The sequence below is a fragment of the Kosakonia oryzendophytica genome (genome assembly GCF_900094925.1).
In the GTDB taxonomy this organism is placed as follows: Bacteria; Pseudomonadota; Gammaproteobacteria; order Enterobacterales; family Enterobacteriaceae; genus Kosakonia; species Kosakonia oryzendophytica.
Window position 1 is genome coordinate 113,427 of record NZ_FMAY01000011.1, and the last position, 25,451, is coordinate 138,877.

General features: G+C 52.8%; 25 protein-coding genes. 13 read left to right on the plus strand and 12 right to left on the minus strand.

Annotated features, from left to right (window positions below; translation table 11 throughout):
* Positions 1–7: 7 nt before the first annotated feature.
* Positions 8–754, minus strand: a complete 747-nt coding sequence (locus tag GA0061071_RS17865) for a MipA/OmpV family protein (protein ID WP_088236918.1) — start codon at positions 752–754, stop codon at positions 8–10.
* 431 nt (positions 755–1,185) lie between these two features.
* Here GA0061071_RS17865 and yeaG point away from each other — a divergent pair, with 431 nt between their 5' ends.
* Together yeaG and GA0061071_RS17875 are read left to right on the plus strand one after the other, a co-directional pair.
* Complete coding sequence (yeaG, locus tag GA0061071_RS17870; RefSeq protein ID WP_061495010.1) at positions 1,186–3,120, plus strand: protein kinase YeaG; 1,935 nt, start codon at positions 1,186–1,188, stop codon at positions 3,118–3,120.
* Positions 3,121–3,186: 66 nt separating this feature from the next.
* Positions 3,187–4,470 carry a YeaH/YhbH family protein gene (locus tag GA0061071_RS17875; RefSeq protein ID WP_088236919.1) on the plus strand — a complete coding sequence of 428 codons (1,284 nt, stop codon included), beginning with the start codon at positions 3,187–3,189 and terminating at the stop codon, positions 4,468–4,470.
* A gap of 452 nt (positions 4,471–4,922) precedes the next feature.
* Here the strand turns inward: GA0061071_RS17875 and GA0061071_RS17880 are convergent, their stop codons facing one another.
* From GA0061071_RS17880 to GA0061071_RS17890, 3 genes are all read right to left on the minus strand, one after another.
* The gene (locus GA0061071_RS17880) at positions 4,923–5,450 is read right to left on the minus strand and encodes a carboxymuconolactone decarboxylase family protein (protein WP_088236920.1); all 528 of its coding nucleotides are present in this window, start codon (positions 5,448–5,450) and stop codon (positions 4,923–4,925) included.
* A 51-nt stretch (positions 5,451–5,501) separates the two neighbouring features.
* Positions 5,502–7,172, minus strand: coding sequence for a carboxylesterase/lipase family protein (locus GA0061071_RS17885; protein ID WP_088236921.1), 1,671 nt, complete (start codon positions 7,170–7,172; stop codon positions 5,502–5,504).
* A 72-nt stretch (positions 7,173–7,244) separates the two neighbouring features.
* Entirely contained in the window at positions 7,245–8,021 is a 777-nt protein-coding gene (locus tag GA0061071_RS17890) for a cyclase family protein (RefSeq protein ID WP_061495002.1), read from the minus strand.
* Between the two features lie 171 nt (positions 8,022–8,192).
* Here GA0061071_RS17890 and GA0061071_RS17895 point away from each other — a divergent pair, with 171 nt between their 5' ends.
* The 4 genes from GA0061071_RS17895 to GA0061071_RS17910 all read left to right on the plus strand — a co-directional run bounded on the left by GA0061071_RS17895 (position 8,193) and on the right by GA0061071_RS17910 (position 11,434).
* Entirely contained in the window at positions 8,193–8,786 is a 594-nt protein-coding gene (locus GA0061071_RS17895) for a TetR/AcrR family transcriptional regulator (protein ID WP_167352664.1), read from the plus strand.
* Between the two features lie 787 nt (positions 8,787–9,573).
* The gene (locus tag GA0061071_RS17900; RefSeq protein WP_245191444.1) at positions 9,574–10,203 is read left to right on the plus strand and encodes a class I SAM-dependent methyltransferase; all 630 of its coding nucleotides are present in this window, start codon (positions 9,574–9,576) and stop codon (positions 10,201–10,203) included.
* Positions 10,204–10,329: 126 nt separating this feature from the next.
* Positions 10,330–10,827, plus strand: coding sequence for a YbaK/prolyl-tRNA synthetase associated domain-containing protein (locus GA0061071_RS17905; RefSeq protein WP_061494995.1), 498 nt, complete (start codon positions 10,330–10,332; stop codon positions 10,825–10,827).
* A 160-nt stretch (positions 10,828–10,987) separates the two neighbouring features.
* Positions 10,988–11,434, plus strand: a complete 447-nt coding sequence (locus tag GA0061071_RS17910; protein ID WP_088236923.1) for a DUF441 domain-containing protein — start codon at positions 10,988–10,990, stop codon at positions 11,432–11,434.
* Here the strand turns inward: GA0061071_RS17910 and GA0061071_RS17915 are convergent.
* The 5 genes from GA0061071_RS17915 to GA0061071_RS17935 form a co-directional block, all read right to left on the minus strand.
* Complete coding sequence (locus GA0061071_RS17915; RefSeq protein ID WP_061494993.1) at positions 11,417–12,109, minus strand: amino acid ABC transporter permease; 693 nt, start codon at positions 12,107–12,109, stop codon at positions 11,417–11,419. The two genes, GA0061071_RS17910 and GA0061071_RS17915, sit on opposite strands and share 18 nt — an antisense overlap.
* Positions 12,099–12,857, minus strand: a complete 759-nt coding sequence (locus tag GA0061071_RS17920) for an amino acid ABC transporter permease (RefSeq protein WP_088236924.1) — start codon at positions 12,855–12,857, stop codon at positions 12,099–12,101. Before GA0061071_RS17920 ends, GA0061071_RS17915 begins: the two co-directional genes overlap by 11 nt.
* Positions 12,857–13,678 carry an amino acid ABC transporter ATP-binding protein gene (locus GA0061071_RS17925; RefSeq protein ID WP_088236925.1) on the minus strand — a complete coding sequence of 274 codons (822 nt, stop codon included), beginning with the start codon at positions 13,676–13,678 and terminating at the stop codon, positions 12,857–12,859. The genes GA0061071_RS17920 and GA0061071_RS17925 overlap by 1 nt, the downstream gene beginning before the upstream one ends.
* Before the next feature lies 1 nt (position 13,679).
* Complete coding sequence (locus GA0061071_RS17930) at positions 13,680–14,504, minus strand: ABC transporter substrate-binding protein (protein ID WP_061494987.1); 825 nt, start codon at positions 14,502–14,504, stop codon at positions 13,680–13,682.
* A gap of 204 nt (positions 14,505–14,708) precedes the next feature.
* Positions 14,709–15,494, minus strand: a complete 786-nt coding sequence (locus GA0061071_RS17935; protein WP_061494985.1) for an AraC family transcriptional regulator — start codon at positions 15,492–15,494, stop codon at positions 14,709–14,711.
* A gap of 99 nt (positions 15,495–15,593) precedes the next feature.
* Here GA0061071_RS17935 and GA0061071_RS17940 point away from each other — a divergent pair, with 99 nt between their 5' ends.
* Positions 15,594–16,781: a CynX/NimT family MFS transporter gene (locus GA0061071_RS17940; RefSeq protein WP_088236926.1), complete on the plus strand. Its 1,188-nt coding sequence runs from the start codon at positions 15,594–15,596 to the stop codon at positions 16,779–16,781.
* Between the two features lie 39 nt (positions 16,782–16,820).
* Here GA0061071_RS17940 and GA0061071_RS17945 read toward each other — a convergent pair whose 3' ends face one another.
* On the minus strand, positions 16,821–17,528 hold the full coding sequence (locus tag GA0061071_RS17945) for a CTP synthase C-terminal region-related (seleno)protein (protein WP_061494981.1): 708 nt from the start codon (positions 17,526–17,528) through the stop codon (positions 16,821–16,823).
* A 157-nt stretch (positions 17,529–17,685) separates the two neighbouring features.
* Here GA0061071_RS17945 and GA0061071_RS17950 point away from each other — a divergent pair, with 157 nt between their 5' ends.
* Both GA0061071_RS17950 and GA0061071_RS17955 read left to right on the plus strand, forming a co-directional pair.
* Positions 17,686–18,189 carry a 2-thiouracil desulfurase family protein gene (locus tag GA0061071_RS17950; protein WP_088236930.1) on the plus strand — a complete coding sequence of 168 codons (504 nt, stop codon included), beginning with the start codon at positions 17,686–17,688 and terminating at the stop codon, positions 18,187–18,189.
* Positions 18,186–18,533 (plus strand): DUF488 domain-containing protein, encoded by a 348-nt coding sequence (locus GA0061071_RS17955; RefSeq protein WP_061494979.1) that lies wholly within the window; start codon positions 18,186–18,188, stop codon positions 18,531–18,533. The genes GA0061071_RS17950 and GA0061071_RS17955 overlap by 4 nt, the downstream gene beginning before the upstream one ends.
* On the opposite strand, the gene GA0061071_RS17960 is transcribed toward GA0061071_RS17955, so the two are convergent.
* The gene (locus tag GA0061071_RS17960) at positions 18,530–18,835 is read right to left on the minus strand and encodes a hypothetical protein (RefSeq protein WP_061494977.1); all 306 of its coding nucleotides are present in this window, start codon (positions 18,833–18,835) and stop codon (positions 18,530–18,532) included. The two genes, GA0061071_RS17955 and GA0061071_RS17960, sit on opposite strands and share 4 nt — an antisense overlap.
* 437 nt (positions 18,836–19,272) lie before the next feature.
* On the opposite strand from GA0061071_RS17960, the gene GA0061071_RS17965 reads away from it, so the two are divergent.
* From GA0061071_RS17965 to GA0061071_RS17980, 4 genes are all read left to right on the plus strand, one after another.
* Entirely contained in the window at positions 19,273–20,301 is a 1,029-nt protein-coding gene (locus GA0061071_RS17965; RefSeq protein ID WP_061494975.1) for a sensor domain-containing diguanylate cyclase, read from the plus strand.
* 118 nt (positions 20,302–20,419) lie between these two features.
* Positions 20,420–20,473 (plus strand): hypothetical protein, encoded by a 54-nt coding sequence (locus tag GA0061071_RS23780; RefSeq protein WP_071890698.1) that lies wholly within the window; start codon positions 20,420–20,422, stop codon positions 20,471–20,473.
* Between the two features lie 99 nt (positions 20,474–20,572).
* Entirely contained in the window at positions 20,573–22,396 is a 1,824-nt protein-coding gene (locus GA0061071_RS17975; protein ID WP_088236927.1) for a sensor domain-containing diguanylate cyclase, read from the plus strand.
* Between the two features lie 211 nt (positions 22,397–22,607).
* Positions 22,608–24,197: a methyl-accepting chemotaxis protein gene (locus tag GA0061071_RS17980; protein WP_061494971.1), complete on the plus strand. Its 1,590-nt coding sequence runs from the start codon at positions 22,608–22,610 to the stop codon at positions 24,195–24,197.
* 521 nt (positions 24,198–24,718) lie between these two features.
* Here GA0061071_RS17980 and GA0061071_RS17985 read toward each other — a convergent pair.
* A complete protein-coding gene (locus tag GA0061071_RS17985; RefSeq protein ID WP_061494969.1) occupies positions 24,719–24,973 on the minus strand; it encodes a hypothetical protein in 255 nt (84 codons plus the stop codon).
* Positions 24,974–25,451: the final 478 nt, after the last annotated feature.

Sequence of the window (25,451 nt, forward strand, 5' to 3'; positions counted from 1 at the left end):
TGCACAATCAGAAACGGTAAGTCACCCCTGTGGATAACAGCCCCGCCCAGGACTTATCCACCATCGGGCTGTCTTTGATTTCATCAGACAGATGTGTGTAGCGCCCGGTACCGTACACGCTCCAGCTATCAGAGAGCCGGTAGCTCACGCTCAGCTCCAGATAAGGGCTCCAGCCATTGTCCGGATCGTAGCTGTTCAGAGCGCTACGGCGCGCTTCGGCGCGGGAAACACCGTAGTAATATTCATTCTGTTTGTCACTCGCCCATTCCACACCAATACCCGGCGTTAACGTCAGATCGCCATTGGTGTAACGGTAGAGCCACGCCGCATCCCAAATGATACCGTTGCTGTTATCCAGCGTATCACCGGCAAGCGTCGTGCGCAGGAAACCATACGGCGTATTGTGGATATAAGAGAGCCCCGCCATCACCGTGGCTTTACGGCTGTCCAGTTGACGCAATTGATTGTTATCGCTGTTTTTCGGCTTGAAGCGCCACGGGGAGTAAAACGCGGTGATCGAGAGTTTGTCGGCGTCGTCATTCCACAGGTAATAACCGCCGCCCAAACCGCGGAACCAGAAATTATCACTCTCATAGGTGATAACGGGGACCGGGAGAACCTCTCTGTCGTACTGTTTGTACGGGGATTCAACCACCCCAACCCCTGCGCCAAGGGAAAAGGTATTTTCTGCGTTAGCGGCAAATGCGGCGCTTGCAGTCAGCACGCCCAATGCCAGGAGTTTGATTTTGGTCACAGTCCTTCCTTTCCTGTCGTCAAATAATTGCGTGAGAAGTTTAACCGCGCTGCACATCGACCCCAAATTTTTTTACCTAAACATTACAAAACTAAACTCACTACTCTGCGGTCATTAAATGACAGGCAGCTTGCAATTATATGACCAGCAGAAGACACCGCCACTTGACGCTTATCTCAAAAGCAGTTTTTTTTGGATGAGTTATTGATATGTCATTGAAATTGTTTTTTGACGGCATGCAAGTTTTGCAAAGCCATCTACGCTTAATTTAAGAAGACGTTTTTCCTGACACGCACCTGGTTAATGACTGGCAACCTGGCATAAGGGTTGCTGTATGACATTCAGCGTCGTTCAGTTAACGCTTCCGGGAGCCTCTACTACTCATATGAACGGCTCTTAACCTGTGCTAAAAAACGAAAGGACGGCATGCCATGAATATATTCGATCACTATCGCCAGCGCTATGAAGCTGCCAAGGACGAAGAGTTCACACTGCAGGAGTTTCTTGCAATATGTAAGCAAGATCGCAGTGCCTATGCTAACGCGGCAGAGAGGCTATTGATGGCCATTGGTGAGCCAGTGATGGTTGACACTGCCCAGGAGCCACGGCTTTCCCGTCTCTTTTCGAACCGGGTAATTGGACGCTACCCGGCGTTTGAAGAGTTCTATGGAATGGAAGAGGCCATTGAGCAAATCGTTTCTTATCTCAAGCATGCTGCACAGGGACTGGAAGAGAAGAAACAGATCCTTTATTTACTTGGCCCGGTGGGTGGGGGTAAATCGTCACTGGCTGAGCGCCTGAAATCGCTGATGCAACGGGTGCCTATTTACGTGCTGAGCGCAAATGGCGAGCGCAGCCCGGTCAACGACCATCCTCTGTGCCTGTTTAACCCCCAGGAAGACGCGCAGATCCTGGAAAAAGAGTACAACGTTCCACGGCGCTATTTAGGCACCATCATGTCGCCGTGGGCGGCAAAACGTCTGCATGACTTTGGTGGTGACATCAGTAAATTCCGGGTGGTTAAAGTGTGGCCGTCGGTTCTGGAGCAGATAGCGATTGCGAAAACGGAACCCGGTGACGAAAACAACCAGGACATTTCCGCGCTGGTGGGTAAAGTGGATATCCGCAAACTGGAAAACCACGCGCAAAACGATCCTGACGCCTACGGTTACTCCGGCGCATTGTGCCGCGCCAATCAGGGGATCATGGAATTCGTCGAAATGTTTAAAGCGCCTATCAAGGTGCTACACCCGCTGCTGACCGCCACGCAGGAGGGGAACTATAACGGGACCGAAGGGATTTCCGCCCTGCCCTTTAACGGCATCATTCTTGCCCACTCGAACGAATCAGAATGGGTACAGTTCCGTAATAACAAAAACAATGAGGCCTTCCTTGACCGTGTTTATATCGTCAAAGTGCCTTATTGCCTGCGCATCTCGGAAGAGATCAAAATTTACGAAAAACTGCTCAATCACAGTGAGCTGTCTCATGCGCCCTGCGCACCGGGCACACTGGAAACACTGGCGCGCTTCTCGATTCTGTCGCGTTTGAAAGAGCCGGAAAACTCCAGTGTCTACTCCAAAATGCGCGTCTATGACGGTGAAAGCCTGAAAGACACCGACCCGAAAGCGAAGTCTTACCAGGAATACCGCGACTACGCCGGTGTGGATGAAGGGATGAACGGTCTGTCGACGCGTTTCGCCTTTAAAATCCTCTCCCGCGTTTTCAACTTCGACCATGTCGAAGTCGCGGCAAACCCGGTGCACCTGTTCTATGTGCTGGAGCAGCAGATTGAGCGCGAACAGTTCCCACAAGAGCTGGCGGAACGTTACCTGGAGTTCCTGAAAGGCTATCTGATCCCGAAATACGCCGAGTTCATCGGCAAAGAGATCCAGACTGCGTACCTGGAGTCCTATTCCGAATACGGGCAGAACATCTTTGATCGTTATGTCACCTATGCGGACTTCTGGATCCAGGATCAGGAGTACCGCGATCCGGATACCGGTCAGCTCTTTGACCGCGAAGCACTGAACGCGGAACTGGAAAAAATCGAGAAGCCCGCCGGGATCAGTAACCCGAAAGACTTCCGTAATGAAATCGTCAATTTCGTGCTGCGCGCTCGCGCCAACAACAGTGGCCGCAACCCGAACTGGACCAGTTACGAAAAACTGCGCACGGTTATCGAGAAAAAAATGTTCTCGAATACCGAAGAGTTGTTGCCGGTGATTTCGTTCAACGCCAAAACCTCAACCGACGAGCAGAAAAAACATGACGACTTTGTCGATCGTATGATGGAGAAAGGCTACACCCGTAAGCAGGTTCGCCTGCTGTGCGAATGGTATCTGCGTGTACGTAAATCATCATAACAACGCACAGGCCGCGTCACGGGCGCGGCCTGGCAGCAAAGTTGGCATACGCAGCGGGAGGGAACTATGACCTGGTTCATTGACCGGCGTCTGAACGGCAAAAATAAAAGCACGGTTAACCGCCAGCGATTTTTACGCCGTTATAAAGCGCAAATAAAACAGTCGATTTCCGAGGCGATCAACAAGCGCTCGGTGACCGATGTGGAGAATGGCGAATCCGTCTCCATCCCGACGGAGGATATCAGCGAACCGATGTTTCATCAGGGGCGCGGTGGTTTGCGCCATCGTGTACATCCGGGTAACGATCATTTTGTTCAAAACGACCGTATCGAACGCCCGCAGGGCGGCGGTGGCGGTGGTGGCAGCGGTCAGGGTGAAGCCAGCCAGGACGGTGAAGGACAGGATGAATTTGTTTTCCAGATCTCTAAAGATGAGTACCTCGATTTGCTGTTTGAGGATCTGGCGCTGCCGAACCTGAAAAAAAATCAGCAACGGCAGCTTAATGAATTTAAAACCCACCGTGCCGGCTATACCGCTAACGGTGTACCGGCGAATATCAGCGTGGTGCGTTCGCTACAGAACTCCCTCGCACGCCGCACGGCCATGACGGCCGGTAAACGCCGCGAACTGCGAGAACTGGAAGAGAGTCTGGATACGGTTGCCAAAAGCGAACCGGCACAACTGCTTGAAGAGGAACGATTACGCAAAGAGATTGCGGAACTGCGCGCGAAGATCGAGCGTGTGCCGTTTATCGACACCTTTGACTTACGCTATAAAAATTACGAAAAACGCCCTGAGCCCTCCAGCCAGGCTGTCATGTTCTGCCTGATGGACGTGTCCGGATCCATGGATCAGGCCACGAAAGATATGGCCAAACGGTTTTATATTCTGCTCTATCTGTTCCTGAGCCGGACATATAAAAACGTTGAAGTGGTCTATATCCGCCACCATACGCAGGCGAAAGAAGTGGATGAGCACGAGTTCTTCTACTCACAGGAAACCGGCGGCACGATTGTCTCCAGCGCCCTGAAGTTGATGGATGAAGTGGTCAAAGATCGTTACGACCCGGCGCAGTGGAATATTTATGCGGCGCAGGCGTCAGACGGTGATAACTGGGCGGATGACTCGCCGCTGTGTCACGAAATCCTGGCGAAGAAAATTCTGCCTGTGGTGCGTTACTACAGCTATATCGAGATCACGCGCCGTGCACACCAGACGCTATGGCGCGAGTACGAACATCTGCAAACGATGTTCGATAACTTCGCCATCCAGCATATCCGTGATCAGGAAGATATTTATCCGGTCTTCCGCGAGTTGTTCCACAAACAGAGCGCCAATTCTGGTAGCTAGTCTATATAAATCAGCCAGTTAATCCTATTTTCCTGGCTGATTTCCTTCATTTTGAGTGTTAAAAATGTCGAATAAGATCAGAGGCTTATGTCTTGTTTTGGGGAATGCTTTTCCGATATAAACAAGGGATTTTAAATCAGCCGCGTTGTCCCACATAAGCAATAAGTTAGTTTCACTTTTCATCATACCAATTCAAAAACCACACTCGTCCATTCAACGGCGTGCAGTTCCTTCTGGATGAATATTACGATGGTTTTTAAGTTAAAATGTGGCACTGCAATGTCCGCTATGCGCGAAGAGCGGACATGCTTCGCTGTCCGCTCCTCAGGATATTTATCGTGCTGGCCTCAGCAGCCCAAAGTAGATTTCACGATGTTATCCGCCGCCCAGAAGCCCGCCAGGCTCTACAGCCTATGGGATCCTGTTTTATGCCCGGTTTTATTTTCAATGCCTCAGGCCATTTTTTCCCATGACGTCGGTCTCTCATCCAGTTCAACTTCCAGCGTTTCAAGGAAGCGTGCCGTCATCATGTAATGCCCGATCAACAGCGTGATTTCGGCTATTTCCTCCTCGCTGCAATAACACCTGAGCGCATGAAATACCACGCCCGTCACTTTGACATGCTTCACACATTCGTCGGTAAAACGGACCACTGCCTGTGTTTTACCGTCCAGTTTCTGAATATCGCCATCTTCAATGGCGTCGATATCGCTTTCACGCCAGCCGCTCTGTCTGGCTATTTCGACGTGCTGCATACGCTCATACGCGCTGTGGCTGAGCGCGGCGACCCGTAAAATCACCAACTCTCTGTCTTTGGCGCAAAGATGCCCCTGCCGGAATGAGGCGCCTAGCGTCAGATAGCCGTCCGTACACGCGCCGGTGCGCAATAAGGCGCGAGTGAGGTTGGCAGGGAAAAGCTGATAGAGATCCTGTTGTTCAGGCGTGAGGGAATCGACTTCGGGTAGGATAATACGTGCCATGATTGTGCCCCTTTTTGAGGGAAAGACTGGCGATGGCCAGTCTTTCGGCCTTTATTCTTTAAACGCTTGTTCCAGATGCTGACTCAGTCTTTCTTCAAGCTGGCGTACGCTATCGATGCCTACAGCAGAAAAGAGCTTTTCCTCTTGCTCAAGCAGTCGCTTCTGCGGGATCACCTCTTTGCCGAAACGAAGGATGGCCTGATTTTCCTCATCAAATTTCGGCCAGAGATCTTCGCCCCCATGCCGAATAAAGGCGGCATAGTAGTTCCCCATGGCCCCGGCACTGTGTTTGAGTTCATCGATATCGATCCCATCGAATGCAGGCCATTGCGACAGCCGCTCCGGGTCGTAATTACGCCACAAAAACGGCATATCGCCAGTGTGGACCGCCCGTAGCTCTCCACCCCACCCAGGGAGATCGTAGCTGAACTGGAAAAGCCAGGTCGGCACACCTAACCGGGTAAAGTGTCTGGCTATTTTCAATGATGAAAACTTAAAGAACTCAAAAGACATAATGTCGGAGAGAATATGTCCCGGCTCCCGATGTTCCGGATAGAGTTCTGTATACCCTTCGTACAGTTGCTGAGCGCCGTCACTGCCATAAATCGGCGTCAGGACGTCGAGAACATCCTGTACACCGCCATGACGTAGGGTTTCGGTATGACCGCGGAAAAACTGCCATTCATCTTTGGCGAAACCAATCATCAGCTCGTTGACCGTATCGGCAGCCGCGTGGCTGGAGAGATATTCAGCAGGGTGTTGCGGGATCCATTCGCCGTCAACCACGCCACCCAGAGGGCGCCAGGCGATATTTTTGTCCGGATGGAAAAAGCGCGTTAAGACATTCTGCACCGCCAGAAAGTGTTCGGGATCGATGTCGGCGAGCGCTTCAGGGGACGAGATATCCAGTAAGGAGAGATATTTCTCCGCCACCCGGACCGCCTGCCCCTGATTTTGGGTACACCAGACATTGAAAGGAGATAATGACTGGATAATGGCCCGACGGAAAAATTTCCGGGCTGGCGCATAAGTCAGCAGATGCGAGACGGCGGTCGCGCCGCAGGATTCGCCGCCAATAGTGACATTATCTGGATCTCCTCCGAACGCGGCGATATTCTCATGCACCCATTGCAAGGCGGCGAGTTGATCTTTCAAACCCAGGTTGATGGCTTCGGGAAACGCATCGCTGATTAAACCAAAATGCACCCAGCCCAGCGCCCCCAAACGGTAATTGGGCCGGACGACAATGATATTTTCCTGCCGGGCAAGATTGGCGCCGTCTTCCAGATGAAACGATCCCGAACTGACCGCGTTGGCGCCGCCGTGATAATACACGTAGACCGGTAATTTTTTCCCGCCTGCATTCTCCGGGACCCAGACATCAAGGTACAGACAGTCTTCGCTGATATTTTCGTGATGGTAGGTTTTCCCCACGTAAGCGGGCCAGGCAGGAACGCCCGGCACGCCGGGGTCGATGCGCTTAACCTGCGCCATGACGGCGTGCGTGTTGTTCAGGTTCATCTGAAAGGACGCCGGTCCTGAAGCCACTGCGTTTCTGATCCCCTCCCAGGGAGAAAGGGGCTGTGGGTTGCGAAACCGTAGTGAACCGACCGGGGGTCGGGCGTAAGGGATGCCGCGGAAAATATCCAGCGCGTTTTCGCGCAGCCCCTGAATCCGGCCTTGCCGGGTCGTGACGATGGGTGAACGGATTTCTGTATGCATGGAACACCTCTGTTTTCGATGATGGCGATCTCTCGCCAGTGTCGGCTTGAGCGTGATGAAGAGAGTGAAGGGTTATTCATCGACCAGTGCGATGGTTCTGGACCAGCCAGCCGAGGCCCGATGGACTTTTATCGGCAGGCTGATGACCGTAAATCCGTCATCCGGTAATGAATCCAGCGCGGAGAGTTTTTCAATCTGGCAGTAGGGTGTTTCTTTTCCGGCATAGTGTCCTTCCCAGATCAGGGAGGAATCGCCTGTTTGCTGATAACGCGCACGGGTATAAGCGAACGGCGCATCCCAACTCCAGGCGTCGGTGCCAACCAGACGTACGCCTTTTTGCGTCAGATAAAGCGTGCCGCTTCGCCCCACGCCGCAGCCGCGTTCAAGGTAATCCTCACGGCCGTAGCGATCGCCAGCCGCCGTGTTGATCAAAACGATGTCTCCCGCAGAGAGGGTATGGCCGATGCGGGCGAATTCTTTATCCAGATCCGCCGGACCAATGACATAGCCGTCGGGGTACTGGCGAAAATCGAGCTTCACCCCTGGACCGATACACCAGCTCAGGGGGATTTCATCAATGGTCAGAGATCGACCGCCATCCTTCATGTGAGAATGGTAGTGCCATGGCGCATCCATATGAGTGCCGGCGTGGGTGCTCATGCTGACGAACTCCACCGCCCAGCCCTCTTTTTCCGGCAAGTCGTCCGGACTGAGCCCCGGAAACATCGCGGCAAGCTGAAGCGCCCCTGCCGCATGGCTATGGTAATCGATGGAAGGTAAAAACGGCGGCGGATCGGAGGGGATGCCGTTTTGCAGACTGACGGAAAGATCGATGATGCGCTGTTTCATTACTGCTCTCCATTTCTAACCAGAACAACCCAACAGGAGACTAAATGCGGTGGCGCTATTGGATTATCCCCTGTTTAGTTCTATAGTTGCACTCCGCAGTGCAACCGCCAATGCACTGCACTGTGCAGTGCATTTCATAAAAAGTCAAAGACAATGGTGAAAAAAAACACAATGGCAACACCGTCTGCTGAAAAAATTCTGGATTCGGCCATGAATGTCCTGCTGACGCAGGGCTACGACGCGGCAAGCATGGATGACATCGCTGCGAGCGCCGGGGTATCCCGCCGCACCTTGTTCAATCAGTTTTCAACGAAGGAAGTGTTGTTCGAAAAGGCTATTGAGTATTTCTGGTCGCGTTTACCCGTTGTACAACTCTCTACTACGCAGGAAGCCTTGGCCGATCCGCAAACGGGATTGATGCAAATTGGCCTGGCCATCGCGGATTTCTGGGCAGCGGATACCTCCATAAAACTCGCCCGAATGATTGTTCGCGAGAGCGAACGTTTTCCCTCTCTGGCCAAAAACTATCTGGAGTTAGGTAAAGTGCCCGCCCTGGGTTCGCTCATTCGTTACCTTGCCCAGCAGAACGCCGCCGGTCATCTGAAAATGGAAGATACGGATCTGGCAGCCCGTCAGTTCGTAGGAATGATTAATGAGCCTCTGGTGTGGTTTCGTGTGTTAGGACTTAAGGATGAAGCGAATATCACTCAACGCGAGCGGGTGGTACAGGAAGCGGTCAGGACGTTTTTAAGCCGCTATGCTTAAGCCACACGCCGCTTATCTTTATCTATCTACGGAGAGCGGACACGCAGTTATGCTCCCGGTTCAGGTAGTGAGCCCCTGTTCGCTAAGCGGGTTCACTCCTTTCAAGCTAAGTTTGTTATGACCAACCCATTACTTTAATAGAAGCAGACATGTTCAATGTCCGCTCCTGGCACAAAGCGGCTTTTAAGATATGGGACTCTGACATGAGGTGTCAGAGGTCGGAGGTTCAAATCCTCTCGTGCCGACAAAAATATCCCGAAAAACCAGTAACTTGAGACTGTTTTTTATCTGCGATTTTGGAAAGGTTAAATGAAGGTAAAACCCCTGACGAATTAAACCACCCAATTATCCTTTCTACCCGGTTAATAATGTGTACGTCAGCACGCCGAAAACCGATACGTCGTTCAGCGTTTTCCCCTTAAGGCCTCTCTGTCATCGGTAATAAGGCCTATCCATTTCGCAAACTGACTGTGGTCGTCATACAGTACCAGCACCTTGTCTCCGTCGTCTGGTTGTCGTGTAAGCATCCCGCACAACCGGCCCTTTCCACCTCCCCCCGATCCGCACTGTTTTGTGACCAGTTTCACAACGCCCCCGATCTATGGGTCTAAAGCATGAATTGCCGTGCAAAATCGCAGCTATTTCCCGACTTGCGCAAAAATTAATGTGGCACATTTTAATCATTGCAAATCGTGGCGCAGACTGGCGCAGCGATGACTGAACAGAGACAGGGTGAAAGAGAATGCTTGATCTGGAGGACTTGAAGGTCTTCATACAAGACGCAGAAATGAAACTTTTCATTGACAGCATCTGGGACACGCTCGGTGAAACATTCACCCAGACACAGTTGATTCTGCCGCCGGAAATGGCCATGCCCCGTCGGGAACTGTCGTTCCATGACCATGTGAAACTGCTGGGTTATCTGTGCTGGTTAATCACTAACTCCGGCGCGGAAGGCGACATCATCGAAATCGGCGTCTGGAAAGGCAAGTCCAGCGCGTTTATGAATGAGATCTGCAACCGGCAACGTCGCATCATCAGTATCGACCCGATGGAACTGACCAACCAGCCTCTGGAGCTGGGCTTCTATCACAAACATATCTTCCCGGAGGTCAATTTAGTCCGCGGTTACTCCGAGCGAAGCATTGAGCGCGTACTGGAATTCGCGCCAAAAACCGTTTTGCTGCATATTGATGGTGGTCACCTCAAGCAGCATGTGCTGGTGGATTTTCTGCTCTACTCCCCCACTGTCGTCAGCGGCGGATTCATCGTGTTCGATGACTATCGCGACCACAGATACTCTCCGGAAGTCGGCCCCGCGGTTGATCTGCTGCGTGCAGGTGGTTTCTTTAACGGGTTCGATGTTATTGGTAGCGTTCCGGGTTTTGAAAACAGCTACCTTTTGCAGAAAAAATAAACAGTACACACAAAGCGTTGTTTGTAGTGCTTGTATTTTTTGCCGCCTGAACAGGCGGCTTTTTTATTCTCATCATCCGTTGCGTGGATTATCCTTGATGTTCTTCAACTCTGTCGGGAGACATTCATGTCTGAGATTGCCAGCCGTAACGTCCACCAGCATTTGCTGACCCTCCTTGAACAACACAACGCGCGTTTTCATGTAGTGGAACACGACGCTGTCGGCAAATGCGAAGCAGTCAGTGAAATTCGCGGGACAGCACTGGGCCAGGGCGCTAAGGCGCTGGTATGCAAAATCAAAGGAAACGGCGTCAAAAAACATGTTCTGGCGATACTCGCCGCGGATCTTCAGGCCGATCTCTCCCGCCTGGCGCAGCACTTTGGCGGACTGAAAGCCTCCCTGGCAAGCCCGGCGGAAGTGGACGAATTAACCGCCTGCGTATTCGGCGCGATCCCCCCCTTCAGCTTTCATCCGGCACTGCAACTGGTTGCAGACCCGATCCTGTTTCAGCGTTTTGACGACATTGCCTTTAACGCCGGATTACTGGAAAAATCCGTCATTTTGAATACCCAGGATTATCTGCGTATTGCTCAGCCAGAACTGGTGGATTTTCGCCACGTCTGACACCCGTCGTGCACGGCGACCATCCTCATCCATGCAATTAAGCAGTAAGGTTCCGTTTCTGGCAACTGCCTGAATTTCATCTGCCGACAGAAAATTGTCTGTTTCATCACGCATTTGCGCGTAGAGTAAACAGGTTTCATTTTTGGCAAGGAACCTCTGTATGTTTGATACCACGCTGTTTATTTTGCTCGCACTCGCGGCGCTCGGTTTTGTCAGTCATAACACCACGGTCGCCGTTTCTATTCTCGTGCTGATTATTGTGCGCATCACGCCACTCAACGCCTTTTTCCCGTGGATTGAAAAACAGGGACTGACGATCGGCATCATCATCCTGACCATTGGCGTGATGGCACCGATAGCCAGCGGAACGCTGCCGCCATCGACGCTGCTGCACTCCTTTGTTAACTGGAAATCGCTTATCGCGATTGCCGTTGGCGTGTTTGTTTCCTGGCTTGGCGGGCGTGGCGTCACGCTGATGAGTTCACAGCCGTCGCTGGTGGCGGGATTACTGGTGGGGACTGTATTAGGTGTGGCCCTGTTCCGGGGGGTGCCGGTCGGGCCACTGATTGCAGCAGGTCTGGTGTCGTTGCTAATTGGCCGGCAGTGATGCGCGCCGTTGCCCGCGTTTAACGGCACACTCCAGCGCGCTACACAGCAGGTAATACACCAGACCGGTAAAAATAAATAACGCGGCCGGATACACCTGCACCCGGTTATTCACCTGCCCTGCGACGGTGGTCAACTCCGGTACATTAACTATAAACGCCAGCGAGGTGTCCTTCAGCAGGGCTATCAGCAACCCGACGTAAGACGGTAGTGCATTGCGTAGCGCCTGCGGCAACAACACCAGCCGCAAAATCGCGATACTGCCAAACCCGCTGCTGAGCGCCGCTTCATATTGCCCTTTCGGCAACGCACCCAACGCCGCCAGCGTGGAGTACATCACCGAGGCGGAGGTAAACCACGCCAGCGCCAGCGTCACGGTCACCGCCCCCGGTAAATCAGCGCCGGTCAACCACGGTAACAAGAACCACAGCCAGAAGATGACAAAGATCAGCGGAATACCGCGGATCAGCTCCGCCCACAGGAACAATATCTTGCGCGGCCAGCCGGGGAAACGCCATGCGAAACACGCCAACAACATGCCACCGGGGAAAGCCAGCAGCGCCGCGCCAGCGGTCATCAGCAACGAGAGCAATACGCCGCCCACCTCGCCTTGCGCCGCGCGCCCCCACAGTAAATAGTCGAGGTTTTCGGCAATCACCGACATGTTAGCAATCACGGCGCACCTCCGCTGTACGTTGCCGCATGCGCCAGCTTCGCGGCACATTGAACAGTAAACTCATGACCAGGCCCAACACCAGATAGAGCACGCTACCAATGGCAAATGCCTCCAGCGCATGGGCGTTGTAGCTTTCAATTTGCCGGGTCTGATAGGTCAGCTCGGCAAAGCCAATCCCGGTCGCCAGCGACGAGAGTTTCATCAGATTGAGATACTGTCCGACTACAGGTTGCCAGGCGTTGTGCAACCCCTGCGGCAGCAGCACCCAGCGAAACAGCGCCAGATTGCTGAAGCCCTGTGATTGCGCGGCTTCAACCTGTCCACGCGGCACCGCCAGCAACCCCGCCTGGATCTCCTCCACCAGAAACGCGGCGGTAAACAAACCCAGCGCCCATGCCGACGAAAGAAACTCCGGCGTCAACCACCAGACATCACCCGGCAGGATACTGAATGCATGATCGTCATTCACATACTGACGAAAACTCTGCGGCAACAGGTTCCATGCGGCGAAATACCAGAACAGCAGTTGCACCAGCAGCGGCGTATTACGAAACAGCGACACCCACACCGCTACCGCGCCACGCCCCACCGTTCCCCCCGCCAACCGCAGCGCCAGCAGCAGTACCGTGAGCAAGGTTGCCAGCGCCATACCGGCGATGGTCACCCAGACGGTGGTCAGAAAACCGGAGGTGATCCATTGTGCGGGTTGCCCGGTCAGCACACCCGCCCAGTCAAGGTGCAACCCCATCACAACTCCTTGCTATCGGCATGCAGTGGATTGAGTACTTTCTGCAAAAAGCGTTGTGCACGGGGATGCTGCGGTGCAGAGAAAAATTGCGCCGGGGTCGCCTGCTCAAGGATTTCACCACCGTCGATAAAGATCACCCGGTCGGCAATTTCACGGGCAAACTGCATTTCATGCGTCACCACGATGAGGGTTATGCCGCTGTGCGCCAGCGATTTCATCACCTGAAGCACCTCGCCAATCATTTCCGGATCCAGCGCCGAGGTAGGCTCGTCAAACAGAATGATATGCGGATCCGCCGCCAGTGTACGGGCAATGGCTACCCGCTGCTGCTGGCCGCCGGACAACTGCGCAGGATAGTGGCGGGCTTTATCCTCTAGCCCGACGCGCGCCAGCAATGCCATCGCGATATCCCGCGCCTGGGCTTCCGTTTTGCCATGAATGCGCCGCAGCGCGAGGGTGATATTGTCCAGCGCGTTAAGGTGTGCATAAAGATTGAATTGCTGGAAGACGAAGCCAACGTGGCGACGCAGTTCGCGCAACCCCTTCCCTGTTAGCTGGCTGGTCGGCTGCCCATCAACGTAGATCTCGCCGCCGCTTAGGGTTTCCAGTTGGTTAATCAGCCGGATAAGTGTGGACTTGCCTGACCCGGAAGGTCCGCACACCGCCAGCACTTCGCCTGCGGCAACCTGCAAGTCAATATTATTTAATACTGTATTACCGCCATAGCGTTTACTCACGCGGCGAAATGCAACCGTGCCTTTTTCCACGGGCAACACCTCCGTGGCCGTAGCCACAGAGGCGGAGAACAGACCTGCCAACATATTACTTCGCTTCTATCGTAAAGCTGCGCGGAGCCGGGGTTTTGGTTTGCGGACCAAACCAGGTATCGTAGATTTTCGCGGCTTCACCGGTTTTCTCAAGGTTAACCAGTTCATCGTTCACCGCTTTCAGCAACGCGGGTTCACCTTTGCTGACGCCTACACCAATCTCTTCTTTCGACAGCAGATCCGGCAGGATTTTAAATTTGGCCTTGTCCGGCGCTTCCGCCAGCAAACCGGCAAGAATAGTGCTGTCCTGGGTGATCGCCTGCACGTTGCCGTTACGCAGTGCGGTTAAAGCCAGTGGAATATCGTCATACGCCAGCACGCGGGATTGCGGGAAACGCTGATGCAGCGCCTGCTCGCCAGTCGTGCCTTTCACCGCGCCAATACGTGCTTTGCTGTACGCATCCAGTTTGTCTGCTGCTGTAGCGGGTACCAGGAACTGCTGCCCGGTAACAAAATAGGGCGTTGAAAAGTCGATTACCTGCGCACGTTCAGGCGTGATGGTGATATCCGCAACAATCAGATCCACTTTGCCGGATTGCAACAGCGGAATACGGTTCGCCGGATTGGTCGCCACCAGTTGCAGTTTTACGCCGAGGCTTTTTGCCAGCGCTTTCGCGAAGTCCACATCATAACCGACAATATCGTGAGTTTTCGGGTCGATAGCACCAAACGGCGGGTTCGCATCGAAGGTGGCGATTTTAACCACACCTGCGGCTTTGATATCGGCCAGTTTGTCCGCATGCGCGGAAAAAGAGAGTGCTGAAAGCAGCGCCAGTGCGCTAAATGCACCGATTTTTGTTGTGTGTAATGAGGTTGCCATGCTGATCCTTTCGCCCTGTTATCATGTTGATTTCAGCGCTAAATTCACATAACCCCCTTCATCAGACAAATATCAAAAAGTGCATTGATTATCTGAAAAAGTTATTAAAACTATTTTGCCCATACTAATAGCTTATCTTTTATCGCCTGCCAGCATAAACCTGTCTAACCCACACAAAAATAAAGGAATAAGCAGCAGAAAATGTTACGCGCCTCCCACGCCGCTCAGGTAACGGCCAGGCGTCTGTCCGAGCCCTTTTTTAAACATGGTGATAAATGCCGTTGTCGAGTCATACCCTAACGTGTGGGCTATCTGCTGTACCGACTGGCCGCCAATCAGCAAGCGCAGCGCAAGGATCAGCTGCATTTGATGCCGCCAGCGACGAAAGCTTAAGCCTGTCTCTTTCACCACCAACCGCGCCAGATTGCGCTCACTCATGGCAAACGTCTGAGCCCACTGCGCCAGGGTTTGTCTGCCAGCTGGATCGGCTTCCATGCTCTCCACCATCTGATAAATCTTCGGGTGCGACGACACCGGCAACTGTAGTTGCATTTGCGGTTGTTCTGGCAACTCATCAAACAGCACCTGCACCAGCCGTTGCGTGGCAGGCTGCCGCCGCTGCGCAGGCGAACGTGACGCCAGGGCGACAATAAGCTCACGCACCAGCGAAGACGTTTTTAATGTACAGCAGTGCTGCGGCATCACCACCGACCAGGGTTCGATAAACAAAAAATAGAGTTGCGCCCCCGGCGTGGCGTGATTGCTGTGGGGGACAAGGCCCGGTAACCACATCGCATGGTGCGGCGGCACCATCCAGCGAGCATGCTCAACTTCACAGGTGATCGCCCCTTTCAGCGCCAGAATCAACTGCCCTTTGCGATGACAGTGCGCCGGGATCCGCTGCTCATCTTCATTGACGGTAATGCTGAATGCCACCGCCGCCTCCTGCTGGCTATCAGGATCGTAACCACCAAGGCCGAGTCCGTGCATCAATTTGTCCGAATTTAGCGATAAACTGTCATTTTAGCTTGATTCAAACAGGAGAAAAAATCGTTATCGTAACCCTCTGTTTTTCATTCTGAGAACCCAATGACCACTTCTCTTCTTTCCCGTGGCAAACAAGGCACCCTGCTGATTGCCGGGATCCTGATGATTGCGACCACACTCCGCGTCACCTTTACCGGCGCGGCCCCGTTACTGGACGTCATTCGTGCAGAGTATGGACTCACCACGGCACAGACCGGTCTGCTCACCACCCTACCGCTGTTGGCCTTTGCGCTGGTATCGCCGCTGGCGGCCGGCGTCGCCCGCCGTTTTGGTATGGAACGCAGCCTGTTTGCCGCGCTGGTGTTGATTAGTGCCGGGATTGCCCTTCGCTCGCTCCCCTCGGCCACGCTGTTGTTTGTTGGCACCGCGATTATTGGTTGCGGAATCGCGTTGGGAAACGTGCTGTTGCCGGGGATTATCAAGCGTGATTTTGCCGGGCATGTTGCAAAACTCACCGGCGCGTATTCCCTGACCATGGGCGGTGCCGCCGCACTGGGTTCCGCCGCCGTCGTGCCACTGGCGGAACAGGGCGCAGGTTGGCAAGGCGCATTGCTGGCACTGATGATATTTCCGTTGCTGGCGATGGTGCTCTGGTTACCCGGATTGCGCCATGGCGCTGCCGCCAACTTGAGCCGTTCCAGCGCATTATACAGCCGTGGGATCTGGCGTTCGGCGCTGGCGTGGCAACTTACGCTGTTTCTGGGGATCAACTCGTTAATTTATTACATCGTGATTGGCTGGTTACCGTCGATCCTGACCACGCTGGGCTTCAGCGAGATGCAGGCGGGTTCATTACACGGTATTTTGCAGTTAGCCACAGCCGCTCCCGGCTTGCTGGTGCCGTTGATCCTGCCTCGCCTGAACGATCAACGCGGGATTGCCGCACTGGTCGCGTTGATGTGTGCCGCCGGTTCACTGGGATTGTGGCTATTGCCCGACCATGCGGCCCTGTGGGTTGTGGTGTTTGGCTTTGGTTCCGGTGCCACGATGATCCTGGGACTGACGTTTATCGGCCTGCGCGCCCACTCTGCGCACCAGGCCGCCGCCCTTTCCGGGATGGCGCAAGCAGTCGGGTATTTGCTGGCTGCCTGCGGGCCGCCATTAATGGGGAAAATCCATGATGCCAGTGGCGACTGGCATATTCCGCTGCTGCTCTGCGCACTGTTATCCGTGGTGATGGCAGTATGCGGCGCGCTGGCCGGTCGTGATAAAGCAGGGGTTAATCCGTAACGCCACACATAAAAAAACAGGCCCGCAGGCCTGTTCTTCTTATTCGCACGCCGCGCGCAGCATCGCCTGCACGAGCGGTACCGGTCGCCCGGCAAGCGCAGCGCGTTCATGCTGGAACAGTGTCGCGACATAGAACGGGTGCGTCACCAGCTCCACCGCACGGATTTCCCCCTCTTCATCCCACCCGGTCACCCGCAGGTTGCCGCTTTCCAGTTCGTGGGCAAATTCCGGTGATACACCAAAATTGCACCGGTAGGCCTCTTCAATCATCTCGCGACCATAAGCACGGGCAATCAGCGTATTGGGCCGCAGTTCAATGGTGCCAGTCTGGTCCACCAGCGCGCAACTGAGCGCGGAGATAACCATCCGGCCTTCGTGATCGGTCTCTGCATGCGCCGCATCCCCCCAGCCCAATACATTGCGGGCGTACTCAATCACCGCATGCTGGAAACCGCCGCAGGTAGCGAGGAACGGAATGGCATTTTCCCGCGCAAACTGGATGGCAAGAAACGCGCCACGGGCATTTTTATAAGGACTTCCAGGGACAACCCAGATGGCATCATAGCCTACCAGATCTTCGTAACTGGTAATTTCACTGGTCGGAAGCCAGTCGTAATCTGCGGTGATCTCCAGCACGGCGGCGGCATCGTCAATTGCCAATGGGATGGCCTGGTGCGCGACAATGTCATGGTTATAGTCGCCAATTAACGCGATGCGGAGTGTTTTCTTCGGAGGGATATGCTGCATGAAAGTGTCCTTATGCCGGAGCCAATAACGAGTAACATAAGGAATATCACATTAGCCGTCTTTTAATGTCATCACAACACCTTAAAATCGGCAGGCCTGTTATCGCATCGGATATAAAAAATCGGATTTACCGGAGTTAATCACAGTGGCGGAACCCGTGCAGCAGACTAAAATCCTCGTCAGTGCCTGTCTGATGGGCTTTAAAGTGCGTTACAACGGCAGTGAAAAAGCGGCATTACAGGAGACGTTGCAGCGCTGGCAGCAAGAAAACAGGCTGATCATCCACTGCCCTGAGCTGGCCGCAGGTCTGGCGGTTCCGCGACAACCGGCGGAAATCGTCAGCGGCAACGGTGCCGATGTCATGCGCGGCAGCGCACGGATCCTCGAAAATAGCGGTCACGATGTGACGGCACATTACCAACTGGCGGCATGGCTGGCGCTACAGGCCGCACAACATGCACGCTGCAGCGCTGCGCTGCTGACCGATGGCAGTCCCACCTGCGGCAGCCAGTTCATTTATGACGGCACCTTCAGCGGCACTCAGCAACCCGGAATGGGTGTGGCTGCTGCGCTACTTGAGCAACATGGCATCCGCGTTTTTTCCGCAGAGCAATTACCGGCGCTGGTAGCCTGGGTTAACGAAAGGGAGAAAAGTCAGTGATCCAATGCAAACGCGTGTATGACGCCGCATCCGACAGTGATGGTTACCGGGTACTGGTCGACAGACTGTGGCCGCGAGGCGTGAAAAAAACAGATCTGCCCTATGATGAGTGGAATAAGGATCTGGCCCCATCGACCGCGCTACGCAAAGCTTTACACGGCGAAGCCATCGATTTTGCCGCCTTCAGTGAAAGCTATCATCAGGAGCTGGCCGCGCACCAGGACGAAGGGAAACAGCTGGCAGCGCGGGGTAAAAAAAGCACTGTCACGCTGTTATACGCGGCGAAGGACACGCAGCAAAACCACGCCGAAGTTCTGGCAACGTGGTTGCGTTCGCTGGTTTAGTCGATAACGCGCTCCAGCACGTCCTGCGGCTGACTGTCAGGCATGAGCGGCATCAGGTGTTCTGCGCGAACAAACGCAAAACCGTGCTGGCCATCAAACGCGGTCACATTACCGATCACCAGCCACAGCGCACGGGTGGCGTTTCGCGGCAATTCGGTCATCACCCCATTGACCGGGTTCAACATGCGTTCACCCGGCTGACACAACCCGAACAATTCAACTGATTTACCGATATTGCCCCGTCCGTTGGCAGTTTGGGCACCGATCACCATTGCCAGGCAGCCCGGTCGTAACTGGAACATACTTCTCTCACGTATTCGCTGGAAAATAAGATAATTCTTAATTGAAGTGTACCCTGGCAAGACGGTTAGTGTCACGATCCGGATGGCAACCCATTGCGCCCCCCCCTGCCCACCCCCGTTTTTTCCTGAAATGACCTCGCCACAGACCGACTGAGAAAAAAAGATGGCATGCGGCATCTTCATGATTTCTCCATTGTTACTGCACTTTTACCCCCTATAGTGGGTCCTGTTCTCACCCATGACCAGAGAACATCATTCCGTAATCAATGAGTTTTTTGCCCCGCTTCATCAACGGGGCTTTTTTTCGCTCTCTTCCGGTTTGAATGATCCTCTACCCTGATGTATACAAAAATAACCCGCTTCATGGTTTAATACCGCGCACTCGGAATATCCTGTATCAATGTGTACGGCGGGTTTGTACACAGGAGCCCAACGTCATGTCAGATTTTATTCTTGCTCGCGTTTCAGAGACCCTTTCGAAAACGCAATCGCTGGAAAGCCTGGTTCACCAGTTGCTGGAAATGCTTGAAATGGTGACAGAGATGGAATCGACTTACCTGACCAAAATTGACAATGACGCCCGCCTGCAACACATTGTTTATTCACGTAATACGAAACAACTTACTATCCCGGAAGGCTTCTCCCTGCCGTGGGGTGACAGTTTATGTAAGCGCGCACTGGATGACGGCTGCCCGTTCAGCAATGATGTGGCAACGATGTGGGGAGATTGCGAAGCGGCGAAAGCCCTTGGCATCACCACCTATTTAAGTACGCCGGTGCAACTGGCAGACGGCTCGCTGTATGGCACATTGTGCGCCGCCAGTAACGCAAAGAAGTCGCTCAGCGTGCGTGGCGAACAAGTGTTGCATCTGTTCGCCGGTCTGATTGCGCGCACCATTGAAAAAGAGCATCTGGTCAATCAACTGCGTGAAGCCAATGCCGCGTTAATTGCTCACTCGTATACCGATGCATTGACCGGTTTACCGAATCGACGGGCCATTTTCGATAACCTGTCAGCACTGTTTTCACAGGCCCGCAACCGCAATCACTACATCATTATTGCGTTTATCGATCTTGATAATTTTAAAGTTATTAACGATCAGCTCGGCCACGAAGCAGGCGATCAGTTCTTGATCGAAGTGGGACAGCGAATTGCGCAGGAAGGCGATAACAACGCTATTGCCGGTCGACTCGGCGGCGATGAGTTCCTGATAGCCTGCCTTGGCGGTCCACTCGATGAGCCACAAAAACTTCACCTCGCATCGTTGAAAAAAAGTCTGGATAAGTCGATTAGCGGGCAATATGTGCTGGGGAAAATTCACATTTTCTACCCAGGAGCCAGCATTGGCGTGATTGAAATCAACCCGAATCTTACGGATGAAGATGGTGCGTTGCGTGCGGCTGATGAAGTGATGTATCAGGTAAAAAATAACAAAGAAAAAAAAACCTTTCAGCGCCTCGATTAAGCAGATCCTGGGGCGTGAATGGCTTGAGAAAAATCTCATTTTCTTCTATTTCTTATACAATTGATTTCTGGCGATTATCGCCAGTGAAGGAGTTTTCGTGAGAAAGACAACTATCATTATGCTTATTGTGGCGATCGTCGCCGTTGCCGGAACGCAATTCGGCTGGTGGTAATACTGAGCAGTTAATTTTTTGCATCTTCACTTCCCGTGCATATGATGGCGTCATCCGAGCAGAACACCGTTGTCTCATTTATTTGGGCAGGAGCTCGCTATGTTCACTGGTCTGAAAAAAAGCGAAAGCAAACGGCATGCAGCGCTGGAACTATTGAGTAAACAAGATAAACCCCGCGATGCTGCTCTTGCTGAGTTTGCAAATCTGGCATGTGAAGTCATGGGGGTCGATGGATGCTTTATTAGCACATTCGACGACGATTACCAATATATTAAATATGTTAAAAACATTCCCATCGATCATGTCCAAATTTGCATCGAACAGACGATGTGCCAATATTCCCTGCGGGCGTGCCAGACGGTTATTTGCTCCGATACGCGGGTTGATGATCGATTTAATTACCAGCCGCTGGTAAAAAGCGGCGATATTATTTTTTACGCCTCCGCGCCAATGATCAATAAAGACGGCGTGGTCCTCGGAACATTGTGTGTCAGTCACCCGGAGACCTATGTTCCCTCTTCCAGGCAGGTAACAAACTTTCATCGCGTTGCTTCTCTCGCCGCCGTCTTTCTGGAATCCTGTTACGCTGCCGGTCTGGTAGATGCAGTGACCGGCCTGCCGAATCGGCAGTTTTTGATGAAAGAGATGGAACGGCTGACACACGAGAAAGTGAGCGGCAGCTATGGGTTGGTGATCTTTGACTGCATTGACATGGCGCGTGCTTATGAGCTGTCCCGCTATCTGGGGCTTGATGCGCTGGAAAAATTGCTACAGAGCTTTGGCCCCTCGCTACGTTCACGGCTGAAGCTGGAAGAGCCCGTTATGCTGTACGCCTTTACGACGGCGCGCTACGCCGTGCTGGTGGATATTGACCACGCGCTGAAGCTGGTGAAACGGACCAAGCGTTTGCCTTGCATTCAGGCCAAAGTTGCTGGTGATATTGATATTAATCTGAAGATCCATGCCGGTTACGTTAAGTTTTCCCCGCAGGAAGATAACGCGCAGGAAATTGTGCGCCAGGGCATTAGCGCACTGCATGAATCGATCCGCCAGGATATCCCGGTGTTGCAGTTCAACCCCATCCTCGATCACAAGCGTAATAAAGATTTCAAGCTTCTGTATGATCTCAGCGAGGCCATTAAATCCCCGAACCAGCTTTATCTCGTTTATCAGCCCAAAATTTCGTTACAAACCGGGAAAACGGAAGGTGTGGAAGCGTTGCTGCGCTGGAAGCATCCGCAACTGGGGAATATCTCTCCGGCGGTGATCGTGGCGCTGGCGGAAAAGACCACGCTGATGAGGGATCTCACCCAGTGGGTCATTACAAGGGTCATTGCTCAGCTTAAGGTCTGGAGACAACAGGGTATCCTGTTGCCGGTCTCGATTAATGTGACGGTCAGTGACTTTTCGCGCCCCGGTTTTGCCGATGAACTTCATCGCAACGTTGTTTCCGCAGGGCTCTATTCCTCGGACGTACGCATTGAGTGTCTGGAAACAGAGAAAGTGCTGGAGAGCGACCCGGCGCTGGAAGAGCTGGACAGACTCAAGTTGCTGGGCTTTACCATCCTGCTGGATGACTTTGGCGCCGGGTACAGCAACATCAGCTATCTGCGCCGGATCCCCATTGATGTGATCAAACTTGACCGTTCGCTGGTCAGCCAGGTCACCACCGACCCCGGCAGCCGAATCATCGCCCGCAACGTCATTATGATGCTGAAAGAGTTGCAATATGTGGTGCTGGCGGAAGGGATCGAAGATCTGGAAACCGCACGCATGCTGGGTGAGTACGGTTGTGATGAGGCTCAGGGCTACTTTTTCTCGCGCCCACTCTCACCGGAAGAAATCCCGGACTGGCTGGAAGACAGTAAACCGTTTCGCCTGCTGGCAAAGATGGCCACTGAACAGCATCAATATGGTTCCTGAGCGCTGACGTTGCCTGACTGTTCTCCTTCTCAACAGTCGGGCTGTGTCACAAAAATGTCATAAAGACCTTATTCTATTTCATCTCAATGCGTTACCCCTGCCGTCGTTTTTTACCCCGTGTAACAGGATTAAAGCCAAACTGAAAACCTGTCGATAGTTCAGGTGTGCGCTCTGTTTTTGCGCCTCACCAGACAATGGGAAGTAATGCGTTATGAAACTCAACCACCTTACTATCGGGCAACGGCTCGGATTTCTGGCAACTCTGCTTTTGCTGGCGACGCTGTTTATTGGCATACGTGGCTTGTCCATCAATGCCAGCGGATTAGTGCAAAACCAGCACATTATGGCCACGGAGAAGGTGGTTGCGGACAGCATTGATACCGCCCGCAACGCGCAGGTCCAGTTCAAAATTCAGGTACAAGAATGGAAAAATACCTTGCTTCGCGGTGCACAAAGTCAGGAAGTGTTTGATAAATACAAAAATGCCTTTGTCGAGCAGAGCCAAAAAACGCAGGCATTACTCAAAACCCTGAGTGAACTGCTGCCGGAAATAGGCCTTGCCAACACCGAAGCACTGAAAACCATCACGCTCCATGCCAGCCTGGAGCAGCACTATCTCGCCGCATTGCAACAGTACACGATTGGTGATGCCACCAGCGCTCAGCGCGTTGATCACCTGGTCACCGGTATCGATCGTGAACCGACGCGGATGATCGATGAGATGGTCGCCACTACGCTCAAACAGGCAGCTGTTATCCGCCAGCAAACTGATGAACGTAACCTTGATCACTACCAGCAAACGCGGCTGATGTTGATCATCGTGATGGCGCTGACACTGCTGGTCGGTTTGTTAATTACCTGGTGGCTGGTGCGCAGCATTACCCAACCGCTCGCACAGGCTGTTTCGGTCGCCCGTAATGTAGCTTCCGGCGACCTGCAATCCACTTTCACCATCAGTGGACGGGATGAAACTGCGGAGCTGATGCGTGCTCTGCAAGAGATGAACGGCAACCTGACGCGGATTGTCGCCGGGGTGCGTTCCGGAACAGAGACCATTGCCGGCGCCTCCCAGGAAATCGCCACTGGCAGCCGTGAGCTCTCTTCTCGTAATGAAGCGCAAGCCAGCGCACTGGAACAAACAGCCGCATCGATGGAAGAGCTGACGTCGGTTGTGAAAAACAATGCTGAAAACTCGCGTGTCGCCAGCGATATCACCCGCGAGGCCTTCCGTGTTGCTAATCAGGGTGGAGAAGTGGTCGAGCAAGTGGTAAACACCATGGGCGAAATTAACCAACTCTCCACTGAGATCAGCAGCATTATCGGTGTGATCGACAGCATCGCTTTTCAAACGAACATTCTGGCGCTGAATGCTGCAGTGGAAGCGGCTCGGGCCGGTACGGAAGGACGCGGTTTCGCCGTTGTCGCCTCAGAGGTTCGTGCACTTGCGCAGCGCTCTGCCACTGCCGCAAAAGAGATTGGCGCATTGATCCAGCGTTCGGTGCACCGTATTGATGAAGGTCATGCTCTGGTAAAAAATGCCGGTAACGCGATGGGGGAAATCGTGCAAAGCGTTGAGCGCGTCAGCCAGTTAGTGGAAACCATTTCACTGGCCAGCAAAGAGCAGAGCGTCGGTATCGACCAGGTGCATGTCGCCATTACCCATATGGACGCCGCCACCCAACAAAACGCCACGCTATCGCAGCAATCATCCGCGGCTGCGCACGCCATGCAACAACAAGCAGAGAATTTGCTTGAGATGGTACAAATCTTCAAACTGCGAGCACAGCATAACCCGCTGTAATGCGCACTAATCCTCGCTTCGGGTATTTTACCGGAGCGGGGGTAATATCGCGACCCGATGAATTAATACGCTGATCATCAATTTTCTCAATCTATCCGCAGAAAAATTTGCGTTTGATTACGTTTTGCTCACGGGTTATAAAGTACGCATGTGATGGATATACGATTTAACAAGCCTCAACATTCTTCGCTGGCAGTTTTGATGTCGAAACTGCCATCCTTTATTTCCTTTTCGGCTCACTTTCTTCCGCGTAGTAACTTCTATTTTACCTGTATTTGATCCCGCTAACGTTTTTTTAAAGAAAAAGCGAGCCTGTGAATTTATTAACGGAAATAACTCAGGCACCGTCAACAGAGAAATAGATCCTGTCTGGATAATGAGCGGAAAGATCAGCGTACTGATTGACGCAGTACGGCAGCCAGCATGTTACCATCCGATCGCGATTGCAAAAAAAACGCCACGCCCGTGACGAGCGAGAAAAGAGGTAAAGCGCCTGGATGAAGCGCTTTATTGGCAGAGGGTTAGTGGGTGCGCAAGAGCATGCTGATTGCATCTTGCTCAGACAATCCGTGCCCCTTAATGGAAACTTCCATCGCTTCATCTTGCGTTTGATTAAATAATGCCTCGTCACCGCTGGCATGCAGATTACCGGACACGACGTCTCCCATTTCGACATCGTATTTTCCGAGCAGCTCAGCGATAGTAAACTCACCCTTTTCGTCGCGAATAACAATGAAGCCAATGCGGTGTTCGTGATGAACGACAGTACCTTTCATAAGAAAAATCCTTTCGCTGGTAGGGATCTCAGATTAGCTGAATATCGTCGTTTTGGGAATGATCACCGCCCTTTTTAGTGAGGCTGTACGCGCTGATGCAACAGCTTTTTGATCCGGAGCACAAATATCGGTCTGGGGAAGCCATGCAGGGGCGCTTTGGGCTGGCAAATGACAAAAATCTTCCATAATAAAAATTATCTTTCAGGGGCATACTATAATAAAAGCATCTACATTTTATAGGGTTAAAGTGAGCAATTGCATTTACACTTTTGTTACCCCCGGTACTTATTTCTTCCATGTCAAGAAATAATCCCGAAACTAAAGCTAAATTTTATGCAAACGCGATTTTCTATTTTATGTCTGTATTGGAAAAGGATATATCCCCAAAAAAAATAAAGCACTGAATAAATAGCATCGTAACCCAATAGGGTAATTACACTATATCAGCAGCCCCGGACCTCTCTCGAGAATACTCACT